Source organism: Lentibacillus songyuanensis, from assembly GCF_039548255.1.
GTDB lineage: Bacteria > Bacillota > Bacilli > Bacillales > Amphibacillaceae > Lentibacillus_C > Lentibacillus_C songyuanensis.
This window is the reverse complement of the sequence record NZ_JBCLVH010000014.1, coordinates 24,346-41,031: the sequence shown is the minus strand read 5'-3', so window position 1 is coordinate 41,031 and position 16,686 is coordinate 24,346. Positions and strand designations below refer to the sequence as shown.

At 36.5% G+C, this 16,686-nt stretch carries 11 protein-coding genes and 3 pseudogenes; 1 reads left to right on the top strand and 13 read right to left on the bottom strand.

The features are described 5' to 3' along the window. Positions 1 to 27: 27 nt before the first annotated feature. The 10 genes and pseudogenes from WMZ97_RS14010 to WMZ97_RS13965 form a co-directional block, all read right to left on the bottom strand. Positions 28 to 798: a GNAT family N-acetyltransferase gene (locus WMZ97_RS14010; RefSeq protein ID WP_343272715.1), complete on the bottom strand. Its 771-nt coding sequence runs from the start codon at positions 796 to 798 to the stop codon at positions 28 to 30. Between the two features lie 157 nt (positions 799 to 955). Beyond that, positions 956 to 1,501 carry a GNAT family N-acetyltransferase gene (locus WMZ97_RS14005; protein WP_343272714.1) on the bottom strand — a complete coding sequence of 182 codons (546 nt, stop codon included), beginning with the start codon at positions 1,499 to 1,501 and terminating at the stop codon, positions 956 to 958. Positions 1,502 to 1,580: 79 nt separating this feature from the next. Next, a pseudogene (locus tag WMZ97_RS14000) lies at positions 1,581 to 2,331 on the bottom strand (phosphotransferase family protein). Positions 2,332 to 2,527: 196 nt separating this feature from the next. Next, the gene (locus WMZ97_RS13995) at positions 2,528 to 2,785 is read right to left on the bottom strand and encodes a hypothetical protein (protein ID WP_343272713.1); all 258 of its coding nucleotides are present in this window, start codon (positions 2,783 to 2,785) and stop codon (positions 2,528 to 2,530) included. Positions 2,786 to 3,153: 368 nt separating this feature from the next. Beyond that, positions 3,154 to 4,110 (bottom strand): tRNA dihydrouridine synthase, encoded by a 957-nt coding sequence (locus tag WMZ97_RS13990; RefSeq protein WP_343272768.1) that lies wholly within the window; start codon positions 4,108 to 4,110, stop codon positions 3,154 to 3,156. 261 nt (positions 4,111 to 4,371) lie between these two features. Continuing rightward, positions 4,372 to 4,584 (bottom strand): annotated as a pseudogene (locus tag WMZ97_RS13985) (acyltransferase); the annotation flags it as partial. 268 nt (positions 4,585 to 4,852) lie between these two features. Next, positions 4,853 to 6,178 carry a replication-associated recombination protein A gene (locus WMZ97_RS13980; RefSeq protein ID WP_343272711.1) on the bottom strand — a complete coding sequence of 442 codons (1,326 nt, stop codon included), beginning with the start codon at positions 6,176 to 6,178 and terminating at the stop codon, positions 4,853 to 4,855. Between the two features lie 11 nt (positions 6,179 to 6,189). Further along, positions 6,190 to 6,432, bottom strand: a pseudogene (locus WMZ97_RS13975) (SDR family NAD(P)-dependent oxidoreductase); the annotation flags it as partial. A 162-nt stretch (positions 6,433 to 6,594) separates the two neighbouring features. After that, entirely contained in the window at positions 6,595 to 7,239 is a 645-nt protein-coding gene (locus WMZ97_RS13970; protein WP_343272710.1) for an SDR family oxidoreductase, read from the bottom strand. Positions 7,240 to 7,445: 206 nt separating this feature from the next. Continuing rightward, positions 7,446 to 8,354, bottom strand: coding sequence for a DMT family transporter (locus WMZ97_RS13965; protein ID WP_343272709.1), 909 nt, complete (start codon positions 8,352 to 8,354; stop codon positions 7,446 to 7,448). A gap of 187 nt (positions 8,355 to 8,541) precedes the next feature. Between WMZ97_RS13965 and WMZ97_RS13960 the strand changes: the two genes are divergently transcribed. Continuing rightward, positions 8,542 to 9,951: a right-handed parallel beta-helix repeat-containing protein gene (locus WMZ97_RS13960; protein WP_343272708.1), complete on the top strand. Its 1,410-nt coding sequence runs from the start codon at positions 8,542 to 8,544 to the stop codon at positions 9,949 to 9,951. Positions 9,952 to 10,111: 160 nt separating this feature from the next. On the opposite strand, the gene WMZ97_RS13955 is transcribed toward WMZ97_RS13960, so the two are convergent. From WMZ97_RS13955 to WMZ97_RS13945, 3 genes are all read right to left on the bottom strand, one after another. After that, positions 10,112 to 10,765 (bottom strand): MFS transporter, encoded by a 654-nt coding sequence (locus WMZ97_RS13955; RefSeq protein ID WP_343272707.1) that lies wholly within the window; start codon positions 10,763 to 10,765, stop codon positions 10,112 to 10,114. Positions 10,766 to 10,776: 11 nt separating this feature from the next. After that, positions 10,777 to 13,347 (bottom strand): AAA family ATPase, encoded by a 2,571-nt coding sequence (locus WMZ97_RS13950; RefSeq protein WP_343272706.1) that lies wholly within the window; start codon positions 13,345 to 13,347, stop codon positions 10,777 to 10,779. 332 nt (positions 13,348 to 13,679) lie between these two features. Further along, positions 13,680 to 14,327, bottom strand: coding sequence for a hypothetical protein (locus WMZ97_RS13945; protein WP_343272705.1), 648 nt, complete (start codon positions 14,325 to 14,327; stop codon positions 13,680 to 13,682). Between the last annotated feature and the right edge of the window lie 2,359 nt (positions 14,328 to 16,686).

Below are 16,686 nucleotides of genomic sequence, written 5' to 3'. Positions count from 1 at the left end.
AGACGAAATGATTAAACATTGAAAAATCTATTGTTCACCTATAAAATAAGTATCATAGGATTCTTTAAATGTATAGCCAAGCTTTTTGGCTAATTTGACAGATTCCGTATTTGCTGCGTCCCAACTGGGGTATTTTCCTCTATCCAGACAATCTAGTATTAAAGCGGAGGCTGTTACAGTCGCTAAACCTTTTCTTCTATATTGGGGGGCCGTAGCAATTTCAACCTCGATACCATCATCATATATACTGAAGGATGTTGCCGCGGAAACAACTTGTTCTTCATGCAAAATCGCATATCCTACTCCTCTATTGACAAAATCATTAATTGAATCAAATTGACTTACAAAGTCTTCTGAGAGTTCGTGAAAGGATGCTGCATTTGCGATAGTTTTATCCACCTTCTTCATTTCGTAGCCATCTGGTAATAAAGACAATAGATTCAGTATATGCGTTCTATCTAAATGCCCAGGTGTTTTTTCAAATCTGTATCGTTGAAACTTCTCCACTACACCTTTGTGCACAGATTCTATACGCCTTTTCCACTCATCAGAATCAACAATGACAAGCGCGAATGCAGGTAGATTATTAAGCAATTCCTCTGCTTCTTTTATATTGGGGTCGCCGGCATAAAACACAAAAATTCCAACAGTGATCTGCGCGACCCTTGGATTCTCAAGATCATCCACCCAAGCCGTTCCCATATGGCCTTGAAGGTATGAAAGAATAATGGTGTCGTCAAAATCCTCAAACATAGGTGCTATCTTTTTCCTTACATTGGTATCTACTTCGAAAATCATTTCATTCCTACTTTCCAAAAAGTGTTGTTAAATCTATATGATTGCGAACTCTGTTGGCTTTGTAATAATAAAGACCAACGCAGAATCAGGAAATAAAAAATTCCTTCTGTCTCTGATTTAAAAATAAGTGCACACCATCAAACTGCCCCCATTGGGTTTATTCATTAAATTTTCCCATCACTATGGTATTATAGTAATTACCATCAGATAGAATTTTGTCCTTTCTTAAGATACCTTCCACTTCAAAACCATATCTTTTATACAGTTCTATTGCTTTATCATTCGTTTCAATAACATTCAACGTTATTTTCTTAATTTTGTTTGACTCTGCCCAATGAATAGATTCTTTTAAGAGGTTTTTTCCTATACCATGTCCCCAATATTCTTTTAACACACAAACTCCAAATTCTACTTTATGTAGGCTTCTTTTCAGCTTGTTACCTTCACACCTTGAAAAACCTGCTAATCTCTTATTAACTACAGCAACTAAAAATAAGTTAGTTTCACATTCTGCATCATCTTTAATTATTTGTCTAAAACCTGGTTCGTCTATGTATGCTTCGCCTTTTTCTCTATCCATATTTTCTGTTTCGCCATCTATCTGCACTCTTATTTCAGACAAGGCTTTTGCATCCTCCTCTTTTGCAGACCTTATGATGAAATGTAAATCACGAATATAATAATCCTTCTGATTAACCCTCATTCCAAAACTCCCTTAATCATGTCTTTATTTAACTACCCAGATAGTTGGTTTAAGCACAACAACTATTCACATGCATGAGTTACAAGTATTCGGAAACTATCTCTATTAAACGCTTATTATGTTCTAAAGAAACATTTTCAGATAAGCTTGCTCCGGCAATGATAGGTGCCCATTGGAAAATTTCATCTCTTGATAAACATGAACTCTTACAATACATATGCAAATATATTTCCGCTAATTTTACCGACTTCTGCGAAAACAATAGATATGTTCGATAAACATCTGCGCGAATATCCCCAGAACTAGCATCAACCCAATCAATAATATTAACTCTCTCGTTACTCATAATTAAATTAAATGGATGAAAATCCCCATGACATAGCCTCGGTTCATACGCCAAGTATTCTAATCTTCTTAATAATATATCCTTCTGCTTCGTATTTAACGTATGTACGAATTCAATCTGGCGATGCAGCCTTTCCGACATAGGTTCAAGTAAATCCGAATCTGCCCCCAATGCGTGAATTCTTTGTTGCATATTCACACAAATACCGATGTAATGCGCAGCTCGTTCAGGATTATTAATTAAAAGTTCACCTACCGTTTTTCCCTTTATATATTCCATAATAATGGCCTGGCTACCTTCGATTTCTGTTACCTCTAATACTTTGGGCACAGGCAGCCCATGCGTAAACATATGCTTGTTTTTTTGCTTCATATACAGATTCAGAAGGTGGCAAATGTCTTTTAAAGACTTTAACAATTTTATTATCACCATAGAGATATAGATTGGCTGTATTCCCACTGGCAATTGGATTACCTAGATTCACTTTTCTCCTCCTAATCTAATCATAACCGCACTTGTTCGTTGTTAGTGAGCATTGTAACTACTTTAAAGCAATGTGAATCTCAATTTCTCCATTGGGATAGTATTTTTCAAAATCATAGGAATAAGCTCTCTCTAATGCACCAGATTCTTCTTGCTCCCATATCTTACTCCAAGTATTTAGAATTCCTTGTTCATCTTTAGTATCTAATTTTAAAGATTTCATAATTTTCATTCGGTATTTCTACAGCATGCTCTCCGTCATTATCTTCCATCGCAACACTTAGTGAGTAATCACCTTTATAATCACTCTCATAATCATGATAAACACCGTATACAGTATTCCGATAACTTTCCAGACTACCAGAAGCCTCTTTCCACGTTCCTGTTATTTTTTGCATCACACGGTCATCACTAAAATTATTCGTTCTTATGCTACTGATGATTTTTACTTTCAACAGTTTTCATTCTTTCTGTAAAGTGTTTGTATACTTACTTTCTAATTAAAACTCATATTAGTTCCATATCGTTTCGTCCTTTTTTCTTGATAATCAACAGAAAGAATATTCAGACACAAGCGCTTGCACCTGTTCATTCAGGAGGAACAACTAGCTTGTTACTTATTTAAGTATATAATTTTTATATTCATTTGACCATATATTGTACACACTTATTATTGGGATGATTTCCGTTTATGATTTGGAACTTCTACGCGGATCAACTAAAACAAAAAATCCCGAGTTATTGGATCAACCCGGGATTTCATTTGATTGGCTACCGAAGAATAGAGAAAGAGCATTCTGCTCTCTTATCCATCCACACTCTTTCACGCAAAGTTATCAAGCATCGCACGCACTTCATCTGTTGATTCTGCGGTCATTAATTGATTTCTTAATTCACTTGCTCCACGAAAACCGCGGACATATATCTTAAAAAAGCGACGAAGGGGTTTGAATGGACGTGACTCGAATTCTTTGGAATACTTATCAAAGAGGTCAATCTGCAGTCTTAGGAGATCAAGCAATTCCTTACTGCTATGCTCTTTCACCTCTTTTTCAAAAGCAAACGGATTTTTGAAAACGCCACGCCCAATCATAACCCCATCAACACCGTATTGATGCGCGAGTTCCAGGCCAGTTTGCCGGTCGGGAATATCCCCATTGATTGTCAAAAGCGTATCTGGTGCAACCTGGTCACGAAGCTTCTTGATCTCCGGAATCAGTTCCCAATGCGCATCCACTTTGCTCATTTCCTTTTTCGTACGCAGATGGATGGAAAGATTGACAATCTCTTGTTTCAATAGGTGTGTCAGCCAGTCACGCCATTCATCCACATCCATGTAACCAAGCCTTGTCTTCACACTTACGGGCAATCCTCCAGCTTTTGCTGCTTGGATGATATCTGCTGCCACTTCTGGGCGACGGATAAGACCGCATCCCTTCCCATTCGGTGCCACATTATGCGCGGGACAGCCCATATTGATGTCCACACCACTAAACCCTAGTTTCGCCATACCAATACTCATTTGGCGAAAATACTCGGGCTTATCCCCCCATATATGGGCCACAATTGGTTGTTCATCTTCTGTAAAAGTCAAACGTCCACGCACACTATATATCCCTTCTGGGTGACAATAACTCTCCGTGTTTGTAAACTCTGTAAAAAACACATCAGGTCGTGCTGCTTTGCTTACGACATGGCGAAAAACAACATCCGTCACATCTTCCATTGGTGCCAGTATAAAAAACGGTCGTGGTAAACCACGCCAAAAATTATCTATCATCATCCAATTCAAATCCTCTCATTATGGGACACCGGTACAAACTTGTTCCCAAAAATAAAGAGCAAAGATGTCCCTGCTCCTTTACACTTATACCATGCGTAAGCGCTTTTTATCAAGCTTTGAAAACTTTTGAACACTAATAAGAGAATGAATCAAAAAAACAGTCGCTGGAACGATCTCTGTTCAAGTGGCTGTTTTTCTTAGCAGTAATTAACTTCTGCATAAGGTACTTTTTCAATATCTAAGTACTAACTCCAAAGTTTAATTGGTTCTATCAATTTTATCCTCTAAATTTGCTATAATTTTTGCAGGGGTTCCACCGACAATCGTATTGGGTTCGACATCCTTAGTAACTACCGCTCCAGCAGCAACAATTGCATTTTCGCCGACTGTAACCCCCGGTAGTATTGTTGCATTGGAACCGATCCATGTTCTCTCTTTCAGTACAATTGGCTTCAAATACATGGTTCCTCTGTTTAATGGATTATAATCACAAGAATATTGGATATGCTATGTGTATTGATAAACTTGTTGATACCTCAAAAGACAGCGAGCTTTGTTTCCGGCAGTTATATCCTAAACTGGAAGCTGAACTAAACATGATATGGAAAAAACATCAAGCATTTTCGAAGGGTGCTCTTACGTTTTTAGAACAGCTTCGAAGTAATTTATGATTCAGCTTCTTGAACTTGCATGCTTAAAAACTTGCGGGCAAAAGAAATGATTATTTTCTAATTTTCGCCTATGAATCATTTCTCCTGTGCCACGCTTTAATATCATTCAATCTTTCTTTCATTTTTTTCTCATTTCCTTGATCTGTCGGGAAATAGTATTCCTTTCCTTCCAAGGAAGGCGGCATTGTTTTCATCGTCGTTAATTTATCTCTTTCATCATGTGAATACTGGTAGCCCTTCCCGTAATCAAGGTCCTTCATTAATTTGGTAGGTGCATTTCTGATTTGCAACGGAACGGGCTCATTAATGGATTCCTTTACATCTTTCCTTACTTTTTGACGTGCCTTGTAAACAGCATTTGATTTTGGCGCCAGAGATAAATAGATAACCGCTTCAGTGAGATGAACATCACATTCAGGCATCCCAATAAATCGGCATGCTTGGAACACATCCGTTGTCATACTTAAAGCACGGGTATCTGCCAGACCGATATCTTCACTCGCGAAACGGATTAATCTTCTGGCGATATATATCGGATCCTCCCCAGATTCAAGCATTCTTGAAAGCCAGTAAGTGGCAGCATCTGCATCACTATTTCGCATAGATTTATGCAGGGCGGAAATGATATTATAATGTTCTTCTCCGCTTTTATCATAGAGCAGCGAGGTTCTTGTAATTAGCTGTTCCAAATCATCATGAGTAATATAGATACCATCCGATGTTATTTCATTATTTAAAACAGCCATTTCCAACGTATTCAAAGCATTTCTCGCATCCCCGTTCGCAAATTTTGCGATAGCTGCTAAATCTTGTTCTGTGATGTGAATACGCTTCTCACCAAAGCCATCCGGATGATGTATCGCCGCTTTCAAAAGATCGACAATATCCTCGACTTCCAAAGGCTTTAAAACAAAAACCTTACTTCTGGATAAAAGTGCTGCGTTCACTTCAAAGGAAGGATTCTCCGTAGTTGCTCCAATTAACGTGATACTGCCGTTCTCCACATAAGGAAGAAAGGCATCCTGTTGCGCTTTGTTAAATCGGTGTATCTCGTCGATGAAAATAATGGTCCTTTCGCCTAAGTCCCTCCTTGTCTCGGCTTCCTTCATAATATTTTTGATATCTTTAATACTGCTATTGACTGCTGAAAGGTTAATAAATTTTGATTCCGTTTTATTGGCAATAATTTCCGCCAATGTTGTTTTCCCTACCCCAGGCGGCCCCCAAAAAATGATGGAAGTTACCTGGTCATTTTCTATGATCTCACGTAAAACCTTCCCACGCGCCAATAAATGCTGCTGACCAACAAATTCATCCAGCGTTCTTGGCCGGACACGACTGGCAAGCGGAGAACTTTTTTTATTATCCTCTGAAAAAAGTGATTCCTGCTTCATGGGATTCCTCACCCTCCCTTCATTGATTTCGCCTCTCCCCGGAAGGTATATGAAGGTTCGTAAAATAGTGACAGGTTGACATAAATGGTTCGTTTCCATTTTTCATAAGACAGTTCGGTAGCAGGGGCATCATCTGCAACACCAGCCTTTGCATACATAATATCCAGTTTACTGTATTTAGCCACCATTTCTTTTACCATTTGTTTTATTTCTTCTTGTTACGTCGTTTTCACAAATAACGTATCGTATCCATTTCATTACATCAATCTGCAAAATGGATATTGCTCAGTTAAAATTTGATTTGAATTTCCTGCCAACGAGCGGCTCCTTGAACTGGACAAAAAAACATGGATACAGTTTTTTGCACCCATGTTTATAGATTGATTTAATGGTGGAAGATCAAGTGAAATAGCATTTTATAACGTATTTAACGCGTCTTCAATAGCCAATTCCCCACCAATTATGTCAAAGGCTTTACCTATTGTATGATCATTCTCAAGAGAGGCAATGATTGTTGATGCAACATCTTCTCGAGGAATTTGCCCGCGTTCCAGATCAACCGCAACTTTTACCTTCCCGGTTCCAGTATCATTGGTCAATCCACCCGGACGGATGATTGTATAATCGAGACCGCTCTTCTCTAGCCAAACATCCGCATAATGCTTGGCCGCACTATAGTACGGTGCACCGCTCATCCAGTTTTCACGATGATGAACGCCCATTGCACTAACGATGACAAATCGGTTTACTCCAGCTTGTTTGGCAGCTTCCATGGACTTGATTGCCCCATCCAAATCAATCATCATTGTTTTGTCAGCCCCCGTATGTCCACCTGAACCAGCTGTGAACACGACCGCATTCACACCCTTTGCAGCATTAGCAATATCATCGACGCTTCCTTCCAAATCAACGAGCGCTGTTTCGGCTCCTTGCTCTTCAAATTGTGCCAATTGCCCTTCCTTACGAACCATAGCAATGGCATCATGATTATCTGCTCTTTGTATCTTTTTCACAACATGCTGACCTATTTGACCATTTGCTCCTATAACAAGCACCTTCATGGATTACCTTCCTTTCTGCCTTCTATACTACTATTAACGCTATACCCTGGTAATCAAAAAGGCAAACGTATCGACACCGGCTACTAATCCTGCGTATTGCATTTGACCTATCATGTGTTTGGAAATTCACATGATTACAGTGTTGGAAAGATTCCAGACAAACTGTTGGTATATCTGTATAGCGGGTTAAATAAAATCAGGAATATTTATAGTTCTTTTTTCGCTAACGATAAATAAACAACGAGAACTAAGATTAAAATCATTCCTACAATCTGCCAAGAACCAAAAGGGAGTTTTAACCAAATTACACTACTGACTACTGCAGTTAAAGGCTCAACAGTGCCCAATAATGTCGTTTCCTTCGCTTCAAGATACTCTAAACTTTTGATAAACATCCAAAAAGCCAGTGTGGTTCCAAACACAATCGTAAAACCCAATACGATTATGGTTGATAAAGACCAATCATGCGTTTCGACTTCCCATATTGGATGAATAACATTCATGCATAATCCAGCAATCAGCATAGCCCATCCAACGACAGTTACCGATGAATAGAAATCGAGCAACTTACGTGCATAAAGTGTATAAAAAGCCAAGGATATACCGGAGATAAATCCCCAAATGAGTGCAATACTCGAAACGGACAACCCTTTAAATGAACCATTTGTTAACAAAAGCAGCGTCCCGATAATTGTTAGCAGAATGGCTATTACATCTGACATTTGAAATTTTTGCTGACCTCTAAAAATTAACCATATAAGAATATAAATGGGAGCTAAATATTGTAATAAAGTGGCCACCGCAGCATTACCCGCTTCAATCGAAGCCATATAAGAATATTGAACTAATAACATCCCGAACAAACTAAAGACTATTAAAGGTGTCCTTCTCTTTGAATCTTTCCATATTGCAAAAATAGCCTGTTTTCCTTTTAGAAGCAGTTGTACTCCTAACAATAACAATCCACTAATAACGAGCCTTGTTGAAACAAACCAATTTACATTTATGTCAGCTTTTTCAAATAAAAAGTCAGATGCCGTTCCACCTAACCCCCAAAAACTTGCACCTAAAATGACAAAAATAATGCCTACTATACGATTGTTTGTATTTTTCATAGCATATCACCTATAATATGAAGATATGAATAATATAACGATAAAATTGTATCATTATATAGTCAAAAAATATACAACTATGAGGTGCTACAGTGAAAACTAGAGGTATTATCTTAAATTCACTTAATGAAGAACTTTCCCTATACAGAATCAGCTTGGTTACACTCGATAACAAAGGAATGATGAAGTGAAAAGATTCATTTTTATCCCTTTGTTGGTTGTAACGGTCGCCATTATTTTCATCCTACTCCATCATTCCCACGGAAAACCGGATAAGTCTATTTATGTAGCTTTGAATGGAAACGATCAAAATAACGGCACAATTTCAAAACCCTTTCGCACACTAAAAAAAGCCGCATCAGAAGCGAAAGCCGGGACGACCGTCTTCATCCGTAAAGGAACCTACAATGAAAAGCTGGTCATAAAACATAGCGGTACTCCATCAAAACCGGTTATTTTTACGGCTTACAAGAATGAGAAAGTTGTTCTAAGTGGAAAAAATAGAAAAGATGTTGAAGGAAATGAAGGAAATACCGCCTTAATCAGCATGGAAAATAAAAATTATATTTCGATTGACGGCTTAACTATTCAGGATTTATCAACCGATTTAACAGACGAAACAGTAATGGGGATCTTTGTAACCGGATCAAGTAGTCATATTCATTTAAAAAATAATCACGTACAACGGATTAAGACCCACGCGGATGATGGAAATGCACACGGGATCGCCATATACGGAACCGGTGCAATGAAAGATATAAACATTATGAAAAATACAGTAGAAGATTTAATACTCGGTTCGAGTGAATCTCTTGTTCTAAATGGAAATATTGACGGTTTTAAAGTGGAAAATAACCTTATCCGCAGAAATAATAATATCGGTATTGATCTAATAGGCTATGAAGGGATTAGTAACAACATGAAAGCTGACCGAGTGCGAAATGGTGTAGTAAAAAAGAATAATGTGTATGAAATTTCCTCATATAGTAATCCCGCCTATGGAAAGGACTATGCAGCCGCTGGTATTTATGTAGATGGTGGAAAAACTATAACCATTAAAGAAAATACCGTTTATGAAAGTGATATTGGTGTTGAAGTAACCTCCGAACACGCTCACAAGTATGCTGAAAATATTAGCGTTCGAAACAACACTATTTACAACAATTTTTACACCGGAATAGCAATCGGTGGGTATGATAAACATCGGGGAGGTACGAAAAACGCTATCATCTCGCGTAATATTATTTATAAGAATGACACGAAGGGGTTAGCGGGTGGACAGCTTTTATTACAATATGATACAAAAAACAATGTGATAGAAAAAAATATTTTTACAGCGGGGCCGTCTCGTCTATTTATCGCTAACTATTTTATGACCAACCAAAAGAATAGACTAATAAAAAACGTTTTTCATAAAGAGAAAGGGAAGGACGCGATATGGGTATGGAAAGATAAAGAATATACGTCCTTCCCGAAGTTTCAAATTGCTTCCAAAAGTGATAAGGGATCTCAATATTTAGATCCTAAATATAAAAATGCGCACAAACATCATTTTCAACTAAAAAAAGATTCACCCGCAGCAAGTATCGTGAAATAGCATAACATTGGGGACACGTCTGTTTTACACGTGTCCCTTTGTCTCGCTTTCACCCTTTTGCGTTGCCAGTCGGCTTTTGGAAAGGATTCATCTGCTGCGCCTCTTTTGCATGAAATATCATTTGAGGATTTTGCGAGTTCATCCAGTATGTACCGGGCTCCTATACATACTTATTTCTACCAGCACCCAGACCCGCCAGTGTCATCAGCAAACAAACAATGATGATGGCAATAAGTGGCGCCGTCCACACGTGTGTAATATCAAACAACAACCCAATAAGTAACGGCCCGACTGCTGCAAAAACATAGCCAATAGATTGTGCCATACCGGATAAAGCGCCTGCTTGCTTCCCATCACGCGCACGCATGCCAAGCATGGCAAGTGACAGACTGATAGCACCTCCGAAAGCAACTCCAATTAACGTTACCCAGAAGAAAATCAGCGGAAGCGGTCCCCCGATTAAAAGACCGATAAATCCAATCGTTGCACCTCCACCAATTCCTAGTACAATACCCTGCTGGTTGGAGAATTTTTCCGCCAACACCGGTGCCAGAAAGGTGGAGGGAAGTCCGACAAATTGCGCATAGGCTACCATCCAACCGGCAGCTGATACGGAAAATCCATAACTCTGCATTATTTCTGGGAGCCACGATACGATCACATAGAATATGAACGATTGCAAGCCCATAAATAAAGTAACCTGCCAAGCCAGTGGAGACTTCCATAAAATCCCCTCATTAAAAGACCTGTTATCTAGCTTTATTTGGTCCTCTTTAGATGTAGGAGCTTGTCTAAGAACAAAAATCCAAACCACTATTTATATCCTTAACTACTTTGTTTAAATTGTTCATAAAGTTGATCTATATATTTCATATCATCATTGAAAGCGTCTTTATTGGCCCGAACATGTTGAGTTTCAAAAGGTTGACTGTGACCAGCCATCCAGCGACAAGACCTATCAAATAATTCATTCACTGAATCCAACTCTTCCACAAAGTCTCCTTTAATCTCATTGAGCTTTGTGAATCTAATGTTTGCCTCATGTCTTCTGATAACACTATTAAAGAATCCTTCCTCAACAATTAATTCACACCACGTTCTGATATCGGAATACGCTTTTTTTAATGTTTCCTCTAACACATCTCCAAAACATTTTTTAGAATTAATTGTTTGTTCTTGTTTCTTTAATTTCCCCATTACGTCTTTTAAGGTTTCCAACCTACCACTAAAAGACTCCGACACAAAGCCTTTGTTTAGCTTGTCAATTTCATCCACCTTAAAAAACTTGTTCTCACTATTTTTCTTTTTTGCACTTACATTGTATAAAATGTAATAAAACATTATATTGTGTGTAAAAACTACAACCTGTCTATCCAATGACAATTGATAAATTAAATTGGCGATAGTTTCTGTTCGTTTATAATCTAAGGAGTTTACAGGGTCATCAAAGAGTATGGTATTAAAATCTTTACGCATAGTTAAATCAGTAGCAAATTCAGCCATGGCCACAGCTTTTTGTTCACCCTCACTCATAATCTGGGAAACTTTGTACTCCTCAGAGGCCACAAATTTCTTTCTAAACGTTTTTCCCTTTTTTGAAACAAGCCTTAAATTGACGTTTGACACTTTTAACTCCTTTGCATAGCGCTCAAAAGTTTCAATATATTCTCCTTGAACAATTTTTTGGAATGCCTCAGATTGTTTCTGCGTCAAGGAATTTGTGGAAAACTTTCCTTTCGCTTTACTATATTCTTCTATAGAATTTTGAGTATCAAACCATTCAACTAAGGATTCCAGTGCAGAATGGAGTTTTTCATTTTTTACTAATGTTTCTCTCGTAGCTCTAAGCGATGCAATAAATTCACCAGCTTCCGAGCTTGTTTTCTCTAAATTTTCTAATCTACCATCTAATGCAGCTAACTCCTGATCAATTTCCCCTATAATATCCGTTAAGTCCAATAAAACCTCTTCAGTAATGTGTTGTTTAGATTTAAGAAGAGTGTTAAACAATCCTTTATTACGGTTTACAATCTGAATGGCTGATTTAATTCTCCCTAAGAGTTTTCCACTTTCAAACAAGGCTATCTCTTCTTCAGATATATTAACCCCTATATTATCAATATCATGTTTACTAATTTCCTTTTCAATTGAATCCCTTAACCCCTCATTACTTTTAGCAATGTGTTTAAAATTATTTTCAATTATGTCTACACCCAAAGAATTAAGGGGCTGGCTACAGAAAATACATGCCTCTCCTTCATGAACATGATCCCGACTAATAGATTCATAATATTTCTTGCCCTTCTTAACAAATTCAAACCATTCATCGTTTACTATTTCAAGATAAGACACATTTTTTCGAAAAGTCTCATTAAACTTTTGCTCTTCTTGTATCTTTTGCTCGTAATCTTTAATTAGCACATTAACTTTTTCTATATTTTCTTTACTTAGTATCTTTGACAATTTATTAAATGAATCCTTGATCGATTTAAGCTTGGTCTTTTGGGTTTTTAAAATAGTAATCTTATCTTTGGGATTGGTAGATTCCAATTCTTTAATCCGAAGATCAATCTCTTTAATTACCTCTTCGTATGAATCGCTACGTGGATAATTGCTTTCAAGATATTTTTTTATATCTTTTGGATCCTTAACTTCTTCCATAATCTTATGAAGTTCTTCACGTATAAACTCGAAAGAGGAGTCAGAGAAAATCCCCTCTTGCTTTTCCTTTTTTTCACTAATAAATGTTGTTGCTTCTCTGCGAAGAGAATCCAATATACCCGAAACTCTTTGGAATTTCTCAAACCCTTTTGGTAGGATACTAAATGTCAGATCACTATTAATTAAAGGAAGAACAGATTCACTGTCGAACACATTTATCTTTGAAAGCTCAGTATGTGATTTGTTTATATTGACAACATCATCCTTCATACTGTCATCCAATAGGTATGTAACACCAACCGTTTGCGGTAAATCTTCTCCCCCTGTATCTTCATCATATACATTAGGCAGTATGGTTAAATCTTTTTCTGAAGTGAAATAGTGATCTGCTAATTTTCGAAACATGCGAACGTACGATGACTTTCCCGAACCATTTTCACCATAAAACACATTTAGATTTTTTCCTAATGAAAATTGAGCATCACCTGAGAGAGCATTCACGTTTTTAGGAGACTTTATTTCATTAATAGTCAGTCTTGTCTTTTCTAACGGTTCACTAATCACATCGGAGCCTATATTAACATCAACTGCTTCTTTAGTTTTCATTAGATGTAAAACTTCCTCCAACAGTTGAGTTGAGTCAATATCACCTTTCTTTTTAACTATATTATAAATGTGTACCTTCCAAGGCTCCTCGCCAGCCCATTCTGCCAAAAAACGTACTGCTGTTTTCATATTCATCCTCCTTTGTCGTTTTGTTAATCTATTTATGTAAGTAATTGTTGTAGATAGTCAATATTACCATACATTTTTCTTGACAATTATTCATATATTGCATTTTTAAAAATTTTCTTATCAGGTCCATAATTATATCTAAAATTGCTTATGTGAATGTATGCAAACTTCTGTACAATTCCTGAGAAGTAGTAAGCTAATTTGGCAAACAAGATTAATCCCCTTCAAATATAGACGTGGGGGCAGATAATGTTCATTTTTTATTTAAGGACTACATATTTTTATTTATAGTCACGTTTTCTTTCTATGGCTACAGTTAGAAAATAGTTCAATTACCAATATAAAGCTATATGAAACTTGTCACTCTCTTTCCCAAAAAACATACAATTTGCTCCTCGTCCAGCATAACCAGAAATTTGAATTGGAATTACTTCATAGGCATCTGGATACATATAGAAGATATCCTTGGTTTTTGAACCATTTTTATTTAAAAAAGGAAAATACCTCATTTTTTCTTCGTCAATTTCAGGATACATCCCCTTCCCTTTGCCCAACTGTACAATTTGACTTAGTCTTTCTACAGCATTAAACCAACCAATAATAAATGCTCTATTTCCTTTATTTCCTTTAGTGATTTCTGTAAAGAGCCAATCAAAATCCTTTTTTATTTCCTTCCAAGTTATCTTATTGGCCTTGCCACCACTACTTTGAAAGTTTCTTAGAAACTTAACTTCTATAAGGAAATCTTTTGAATCTACAACAATGTCGCGAGTATCTGGGCCTTGCATATTAAATTTAGCCATTTGTCTAAATGGGTATCCTAACCTAACAGTTAAATCAGCTTCGCTGAACCCTGAGTCTGCTATATTTTTTAATGCCTCTTTATTGTTTACACTGTCAAACCTTTCGTTAAATTCGTCTATAATAAATAGGCAATTTGATATTAAATATTGGTCTATTGTGGGTTGCTTTTGATACATAAACTACCTCCATATTTTTACTAACTTAAATTTACTTACTTAAAATTATATTAGCCAACCATCAGTATAAAGACTTTTATTCTTTCCAATGCTTCCCTTCCATCTTTTTAGCGTACCTACAAAATTACTTCTCTATTATCTGACTTTCTGTGTGGCATATACATCCACAAATACATATGATTAACGCTACAAATTACTCTTTTCCTAAACGCTTACTATCTACTATGTCCTCAAATAAAAATAACGTCCCCCAGTCCATACTCACCTTAGTTTCAAATCTTGGAGAAAAACAAAACACCGAAGATCAGCTGATTTGGATCAGTTAACCTCAGTTTAGGAACTTTATTTTTATTTAAAGACTACATATTTTTTGTACGCCAGGTAATTTTTTCATGGCTACACTTACTGGACATTAAAGAAAAAAGTAACAGAAACCATCAAGGTCTTGTTCTAAAAATCAAATTTAAAATACCTGTCTTCTTCCGTTTATCAATTTGTTGCAACAATTGTTCATTACGTTCAAATAATGGACAGAAACTATCTAATACATCAACACTCATTGGTCTCCAAGATGGATTTTTTCGTGGGCTACGTCTAATTCGAGATTTCGTCAACTTTCTATCTCCTCTCAATGAAAATAGTTTCTCTACCTATCTTTTTAATTATTGCCCCTATTAATGATATTTGTCGTTTTACTTTATTACCTACTCGGTATGTGGATCTACGTCAACTTCGCCAAACTTTACTCTCTGTTCCTTAGTCATTATTTTTTATCGCTTGCTTTTATACGTTTCATCTTATTATTCGCTTTTAGATCTTTACGCTCATCTCATGTTTCTTTCTGCAGTGGCGCAATCTGTTTTAACTTAGCTCTGGTATCATTATTTTGGGAGAACAAATCTTCTTTGAGTTCTTATATGCCATTCAAAATCCAACATTTTCTCTATGTCACCTATAATTAACCCAAAGTTGATTATTTATTAAATAATAACATAACTATTAATCTAAGATTGTCTTGTTCTTGTTTTAGATTTTTAAAACTATTACATCGAAAAATTGATAATTATGAAGCATTTTGCGAAAGATCCTACACCTTCTGTATATTTATAACAGCAAATATACGTGGAATATTAATTCCTTATAATTAGAACGAAGACGAAGGTGTGCCTGAATCGAATCAGGAAGCCTTCGGTTTAGGAATATTATTTTTATTTAAGAGTGGTGTTTATATTGACCCTGATGATCTCGAAGACCATATACTTTTTGATATAAGATGGAATCCTGATCTTATAAAGAATACCTATTATAATTACGGAATACACTAAGCATCACTTTGGATTTATAGGTTAAAAAAATAATTTTATGGCGGTTAATAAACAAGACTTAGTTAAGATTGAATTTATTTTACTACCCAAGACGTAAAGGTAAGTTTAATAAAATCTTATTGCTATGTCTTTTTCTTTTATCAAAAGGATATTCTAATTTAATTATGTTTTTTAGACCTTTCATACTCCTTAGCCCCTAACTTCTACTTTGAGTCTTTGGAACTGAGTTTTACAAGCCCCTTACACTCCCACAACACCTTATCCCACTTGACTTCATCCCTTCTTCCACCCCTAAATCCTCGCCTTTCAATTTAACTAAGTTTTACAAAGAAAACCGCAATTTCTTACAGAAATCAGGCGAAAATCATGCGATGAAATATTGAAAAATGGAACTAAGATTTACAGAGGAGAGTTAAGGATTTAGGTGAAAGGAGAGAGCACTTTCAGGCTTTTCCCCAGGCATTTCTTCACGCTTTTTCACCACACTAAGCTTTATCCTTACATCTACTCACGCCTTGTCACGCTTGCTTTATCAGTCTTTTCTCCAAACAAAAAAGAACCGAGAAGGCGTACCGACGGTACGCTCCCGATTCTGATTAAAGTGATAAATAAAGCCCGATACATACCTGCCTCCGCTTCCCCTTCTTTGTAAAACTTACTTACATCTTGTAAGAAGAGTTACATCTTTGTAAGGGAGAGTTGCGGGGAGACATTTTGAAAGGGAGAGTTGCAGTTAGAAATCCTACAGTAACACTTTTCTCTATGTTACTTGGTATATCAACAGCTCGACACCTTAATTCTTAACAAAAAATGATACTTAGTATTTTTACTTCCTACTATGTTCAGCACTAATAAAAACCTACAACATTTCACCCTTCAAACCCGCATTCCACCGTTTCAGTGATAATAGAAATTTACAACAGATCCCGCTTTTTCTCACCTTTTGGTTCACGTTTTTCTGTAAGACTTTATTATTTGATGATAATAAAGTTTTACAACTCACGCCTTTTTCAGCCCAATACAAAAGGGATTCT

What these genes read in the sequence shown, in the direction of transcription:
- WMZ97_RS14010 (WP_343272715.1), bottom strand. Translation starts at nt 798, where the DNA reads ATGATTTTCGAAGTAGATACCAATGTAAGGAAAAAGATAGCACCTATG.
- WMZ97_RS14005 (WP_343272714.1), bottom strand. Translation starts at nt 1,501, where the DNA reads ATGAGGGTTAATCAGAAGGATTATTATATTCGTGATTTACATTTCATC.
- WMZ97_RS13990 (WP_343272768.1), bottom strand. Translation starts at nt 4,110, where the DNA reads ATGATAGATAATTTTTGGCGTGGTTTACCACGACCGTTTTTTATACTG.
- WMZ97_RS13980 (WP_343272711.1), bottom strand. Translation starts at nt 6,178, where the DNA reads ATGAAGCAGGAATCACTTTTTTCAGAGGATAATAAAAAAAGTTCTCCG.
- WMZ97_RS13970 (WP_343272710.1), bottom strand. Translation starts at nt 7,239, where the DNA reads ATGAAGGTGCTTGTTATAGGAGCAAATGGTCAAATAGGTCAGCATGTT.
- WMZ97_RS13965 (WP_343272709.1), bottom strand. Translation starts at nt 8,354, where the DNA reads ATGAAAAATACAAACAATCGTATAGTAGGCATTATTTTTGTCATTTTA.
- WMZ97_RS13950 (WP_343272706.1), bottom strand. Translation starts at nt 13,347, where the DNA reads ATGAAAACAGCAGTACGTTTTTTGGCAGAATGGGCTGGCGAGGAGCCT.
- WMZ97_RS13945 (WP_343272705.1), bottom strand. Translation starts at nt 14,327, where the DNA reads ATGTATCAAAAGCAACCCACAATAGACCAATATTTAATATCAAATTGC.